6 protein-coding genes are annotated in these 5,972 nt (G+C 42.8%); 3 read left to right on the top strand and 3 right to left on the bottom strand.

The annotated features are described in order from the left end of the window. Positions 1 to 16 precede the first annotated feature (16 nt). Entirely contained in the window at positions 17 to 220 is a 204-nt protein-coding gene (locus V7D75_RS14035) for a DpnD/PcfM family protein (RefSeq protein ID WP_333615058.1), read from the bottom strand. Between the two features lie 195 nt (positions 221 to 415). On the opposite strand from V7D75_RS14035, the gene V7D75_RS14040 reads away from it, so the two are divergent. Beyond that, complete coding sequence (locus V7D75_RS14040; RefSeq protein WP_333615059.1) at positions 416 to 982, top strand: hypothetical protein; 567 nt, start codon at positions 416 to 418, stop codon at positions 980 to 982. Here V7D75_RS14040 and V7D75_RS14045 read toward each other — a convergent pair. Beyond that, positions 974 to 1,738 (bottom strand): DpnI domain-containing protein, encoded by a 765-nt coding sequence (locus V7D75_RS14045; RefSeq protein WP_333615060.1) that lies wholly within the window; start codon positions 1,736 to 1,738, stop codon positions 974 to 976. The two genes, V7D75_RS14040 and V7D75_RS14045, sit on opposite strands and share 9 nt — an antisense overlap. Positions 1,739 to 1,907: 169 nt before the next feature. Here V7D75_RS14045 and mltG point away from each other — a divergent pair, with 169 nt between their 5' ends. Continuing rightward, positions 1,908 to 3,194: an endolytic transglycosylase MltG gene (gene mltG, locus V7D75_RS14050; protein ID WP_333615061.1), complete on the top strand. Its 1,287-nt coding sequence runs from the start codon at positions 1,908 to 1,910 to the stop codon at positions 3,192 to 3,194. A gap of 104 nt (positions 3,195 to 3,298) precedes the next feature. Next, positions 3,299 to 4,030: a dTMP kinase gene (tmk, locus tag V7D75_RS14055; RefSeq protein ID WP_333615062.1), complete on the top strand. Its 732-nt coding sequence runs from the start codon at positions 3,299 to 3,301 to the stop codon at positions 4,028 to 4,030. A 274-nt stretch (positions 4,031 to 4,304) separates the two neighbouring features. On the opposite strand, the gene V7D75_RS14060 is transcribed toward tmk, so the two are convergent. Continuing rightward, positions 4,305 to 5,972 (bottom strand): cation:proton antiporter (locus V7D75_RS14060; protein ID WP_333615063.1); only part of this gene is annotated, 1,668 nt, incomplete at its 5' end.

The following is a 5,972-nucleotide window of genomic DNA, read 5'->3' on the forward strand; positions in this document are numbered from 1 at the left end:
CTGTTTGCTGGTATCATTAATTCCGAGCTTGAACTATGACTTTTGCAAGAGGTCTATTAAAGTTGGTGTCAATACAATCATCTGCGTACAAAATAACTTCCTCCTTTTTATACATATCTTGTGCTTTTAATAGTGCTTCTTGCTCGTTCTCTGCGCTAATCTCTATGATGTTACTTAGCATCTCGACAACCTCTATCTGAAATGTTTTCTCTGCTTTCATATCTATTTTTATCATCACTATTCTCAATACATACTTATCAAAATTTCTTTAGGATTTATATCCGCTAGGTTAGCAAAGGTGATTAAAAGAAGTGATCGTCTTTTGTGACAAAGACTTGTGCAATACAGCAAATCGATCAATGATATTTTCTCAATCATAAAGGTTAAATGATGCCTTTTAAAAGGAGAGATATCGATGCGTCCAATTTATGAAGAAACTAGAATTCCAATACAAATTCGTCGCTTGATGGTTTTTGATGAAATTTGCAAATTAGCAAAAAAACAACCTGATGAAATTGTGCATTTATCGCCTTATACTCAATTATCGCTCGGCGTTATGTATTTAAAAGACTTTAAGAAATTTATTGCCTTTGGCGGTGTGTTCGAATATGCAGAAACACCAGAAGAAGTTATCGAGCAACGTATTAAAGTCTTTCCTAACGACGAACCAGTAAGGTGTGCGCTAACGGTCAATTTAAAGCAGTTTACTAAGCCTGCTCGCACATCATTGCAGCTAGTATGGCATTGGAATAACTATGTTAAGAATAGAATACACGCTTATATCGATTATCGAGAAGAGCACTTTTTTAAAATAAATGATGAAATTGATTGGGAGTATCCAGCGCATAAGTTTCATGATCGTTTAGTTGCAACGGCACGTTTACCGCTTTGGGACGATAGAGATGAGCTGATAGCTGATATTTATCGCGACAATAAAGGACAACCAAGAGCTGAGCGTTATAACGAAAAGCGCTTAATATAATTTGCGATAGTGCCCACGACCAGTAAATTCAATAATGCCTTTATCGCGTAACACTTGTAGCTGCTGACGGATTTTATCTTTAATATGATTGTTTTCAGGATGTTTGAGTTTTAATAAGTCGGCAAACGCATAAACTTGATTGAGAGAAAAGCTGTCTTCTAGCCTATCGATACATTGCCAAACGTCTAGTGTCCAACCACGTGAAGCGATAGTTTGCTTACGTAAAAACAAGGTTTTTTGAAATTGCTCGGTGACATTATCGCGTGGTATGACTTGCTGGTCTTTGACCAAAAATACTTTCCCCGATTCGGGCACTTTACGCAAATCAATATTGCAGCCGACCCAGCCGGCACGTTTGGCAGTGATGGATAAAGGCTTGCGTTTTATAATCATGTCCGGTTTAAAGAATTGCTTGGGAATGATTAAAAAGTTATTCACGCTCAATGCTTGGGAATACGTTAAAAAGAAAAAGTTTGGATTGTTGTCGCTGTTGATACGTTCAATCATGGTGTCATAAGCGCCATCATTAATGATGTTGCTTAATTTTGCTTTCTTACTTTTTAATTCATATTCTTCATCGCAGTTTGAGCAATAAAAATCAGCGACAGGTTGGTTATTAGTAAATTCAGCCAATGGCTGAGCATCGCAATTGGGACAATAGCTTTGCTTAGCGACCCAATCTTCACTAAGCACACGAATTTTTTGCGATTCAGATGTATAGTTGTTGGCAAGACTTTGATTGAAATTAAGGTTCATAGCCGATTTTCTTATTAAAGGAAAAATTCAAAGTGATAAATAAGCAATATGAGTATTAAGCCATATAATTTACTCTAACCACCAAGTTAATCGATAAGCTAAGCAAATACCATTGAAAATCGCCCAGTTCAGTGCTAAATTCTAGCAAACTTCTGCCTCGCGAGTTGCCATGAGCAAGCCAACACCTGAAATACCCCCTAAACGCCCTGATGAGTCGCCAAAAAATGACCATGACGACGCGCTGGAGCAGCCTGTCGAGACGACAGCGCTGGACAAAAAACCTATCATTGACGACGTTAGCGCAGAGGAAGTACCGGCGACGGATATCTCACTCATTAGCGGTGGCACTAAACCGCGCCACTATAAAGCTGATAATCCATCGTTTTTTATGCAGCGTGGTTATCAGGTGTTATTGGTGCTTGGGCTGATTGCCGCGTTTTTTTTGGTGATGGTGTATCAGACGCTGTTTGGCCGTATTGAGCAGCCGCAGCAGATGGTGACGATTGAGTCGGGTCAGACGTATTATGGGCTATTGCCGCAGTGGCAGCAGCAAATACCGTTGTTTTCTGCCACGATTGCCAAGCTTTATATGAAAACGCAAATCGATGGCCCATTGCATGCCGGTATTTATCAATTACCAGAAAACCCCACCTTTGCTGAAGCGCTAGAAGTACTGGGACAATGCGTAAAAGCGGCGATGGTCAAGGTACAGATTATCGAAGGCAAAACCTCAAAAGATTTATATCAGGCGCTGCGAGATAATAAAGGCATCAAAAAAGAAGTACTGACGGCGGATAGCACGAATGCCAGCATCGCGCAGGCATTGGATTTGGTTGGCATTTTGCCAGATTCGGTAGTGAATAGTAATGACCCTATTGTCAATCACAATCTTGAAGGCTGGTTTGCGCCTGATACGTATTATTATGGCGAAGGCAGCACCGATAAGCAGGTATTGACCGATTTGTATAAGCGTCAGCAGCAAGCATTGACCAAAGCGTGGGAAAATCGCGACCCTGATCTGCCTTATGACAGTCCGTATGAAGCGTTGGTAATGGCATCGATTATCGAAAAAGAAACCAGCGTGGCAGAAGAGCGTCCTTTAGTCTCGGCGGTATTTAGCAATCGTTTGAATAAAAATATGCGCTTGCAAACCGATCCGACCATTATTTATGGGATGGGTAGCCGTTATGAAGGCAATATTCGCCGTCAAGACATCGATGAAAAGACCGCTTATAACACCTATCAAATCGATGGTTTGCCGCCAACGCCAATCGCGCTGCCATCTGCGGCCTCGATTGAAGCGACTTTGCATCCCGCCGATAGCGAAGCGTTATATTTTGTGGCAACCGGTAACGGCGGCCACAAATTTACCAATAGCTTAAATGAGCATAACCAAGCGGTCAAAGAATATCTCAGCGTCATGCGTCAGAAAAAAGCACAAACACCGCCGCCGTAATTTAATCCTCTATATTTCTAAAAACCTATCGTGTACGAGCGTTATGTCTTTATATAGCTATCTATATAAAGACATAATGTTCATCAATGACATAAGGTCATATCATGTCAGCATCACTACCAGAAAAATCAGCGCAAGAAAAAACAGCGCAAATAAATTCGCCTAAGCATTCTACTAATACCGCATCTTTTAGTACAGCGTCCAATCAAGGGCGCTTTATCAGTTTTGAAGGGACCGAAGGCGTTGGCAAGACCACCGCTATTGAGCAGCTTTGCGACCATTTGCAAGCAAAAGGCATCGACTATCTGCGTACCCGGGAGCCGGGTGGCAGTCCGTTTGCCGAGCAGTTGCGTACTATTTTATTAGACCCTGATACCAAAATTAACGATGATACCGAGCTGCTACTGATGTTTGCCGCGCGCTGTGACCATTTGCAGCAAGTAATTTTGCCTGCCCTACAACGTGGAACGTGGGTGATATGTGACCGCTTTACTGATTCGACCGTTGCCTACCAAGGTTTTGGACGCGCGCATGGCGATAGTACAGTACGCGCTAAAATCGCTATGCTTATCGAGCAATTTGTTGAACAGTTACCAGAGCTGACCTTGTGGCTAGATTTGCCAGTATTAGAAGGCATGGCGCGCGCCAATAAACGCAGCGCTGCTGACCGTTTTGAGCAGCAAGCGACGGAGTTTTTTACTAGAGTCCATCAAGGGTTTAGTGTCCTTGCCAGCGAGCAGCCGGAGCGTATCCAACGTATTGATGCTCAAGGTAGCGCTGAAGAAGTCAGTGAACGTATTTGGCAAGCGGTGCAGGAAAAGTTTGCGCTAAGCTAGGACGTGTCCTCAATTCAATCGATGGACATCTAAATGGTCTAAAAATGGCTAAATTTTGCCAAACTTCGTCAAATAGCTTGGTAATATCCCGATATTAACTGCACTATTTTCCTTGTTTGGCTACAATTTAACTCATTTTTATCACCATTTTTAAAATGAGGACACGCCCTAAGGTTTTTTAACGTTGTCATTTCTACCTTATATTATCCAAAAAAAAGCCCCAACTGCTGAGTTGGGGCTTTTATCGTTTATGGAAAATTTTAAAAAGATAACTCTAGTCTTTATCTATATCCATGCTGTCAACGTTATCAAGGCTACCACCGCTAGAATCTGGTAAACGATTGGGGTCAAGCGTGCCTTTTTTAGTTTTTGGTGCGCTGCCATTACCGTTGGTACTGCTAGAGGTTTTGGTTTTTGAAGTTGCGGTCGAATTATCCGACATGACACCTTTATTTATAGCATTGGTAGAACTATTAGGAGCAGTAGCATCAGACTCTGTTGTTTGCACGTTATCTTTCTTAACCGTCGTGCTTGATGCCTGTATTTTATTAGGCGTATCTGTAACGCTATCGGCTTGTTTGTCTTGTGCCTTTTCTGACTCGGAGACTTCTGCTGCATTGGTTTCTTTCGCAGTGGTTAATGCTGCCTCTGGCATAGCAGTGTCATTACTATCATCGGTAAGCTCTATTTCTTTACGCTTTTCAGGCGCTTTCGAGCTGGATTCAAAGCTGGCATCTGCCGCCGCGCGTGCCTGTTCTTGTTTTGCTGTCACATCGACCGGTTTTGGCTGCACTTCATCGTCAACGACCAATGAAATCAGCTTACGATCACGCGGTACGGTGCCATCGAAATTATCGGTAATCACGTGCAGCTTACCTTCTTTATCGACGGTATAAAGCGGCACAAATTGCTTATTATCGGCTTTGTATTGCTCAAAGCTATAGCTGTCGGTGATGTTAGTAATTTTGATACGCGCTTTTTTCGACAGCATACTGGCAAGCTTGGCATAAGTCACATCTTTACCAAACAACCACTGCGAATGGAAGTTGCCCTGCTTGTCATCGCGCTCGCTTTTGACCTTTTCATCACTGAATTTAAGGCGATAGATTTTACGCTCGCCAAACTCATGACGGTAATGAATCTCAGACAAGGTATTCATTTCTCTATCGGTACTCATGGCAAACAGTCGCCCAATACCGATAAGGTCTAAATGATGGTCGGCATGATCAGAGATAGGATTGCCAAAGTAAGTACGCAGACCGCTCATACGAGCTTTAGCGATATTGGTATAGTTATTATGGGCGACGATGACATCAAAGCCTTGGTCTTTTAAAGACGTCGCTACCAATAACGCGATAGGGTTGGAGCCAACGACCAAGATACCGTTGGTTTCAGGCTCACGGACGCCCAAGAAATTACCAACCATTTTTGCGCCCAAGCCCTGAATCATCACCGTGCCAATAATGACAAGGAAAACCAAAGGTACAAGTAGCTCAACGCCTTGAATATCATATTCTTGCAAGCGAATGGCAAAAAGCGACGAGATTGCAGCGGCAACGATACCGCGCGGCCCAATCCAACTAATCATCAGCTTTTCATTGGTTTTTAGATTGGAGCCGATAGACGAAGCCCATACCGATAAAGGACGCGCGACAAACATCACAATCGCGAGCAACACCAAGCCTGCAAAACCAACGCTAAGTAAGCTTTCAAGCTCAACGCGAGCCGCAAGAATGATAAATAATACCGATACCAATAAGATGGTCAGCGATTCATTAAACTCTAAAATCGTCTCACGCGGGAATTTTGGCCAGTTAGCCAGCGCCACGCCAAGGACGGTGACCGTTAATAAGCCGGACTCGTGCTCTAAATGGTTGGAGATAGAAAACAGCAGCAGTACAAAAGCTAAGGTAAAGACATTGCGTAAAAACTCAGGAATCAT

This window comes from Psychrobacter sp., from assembly GCF_036731945.1.
Lineage (GTDB): Bacteria > Pseudomonadota > Gammaproteobacteria > Pseudomonadales > Moraxellaceae > Psychrobacter.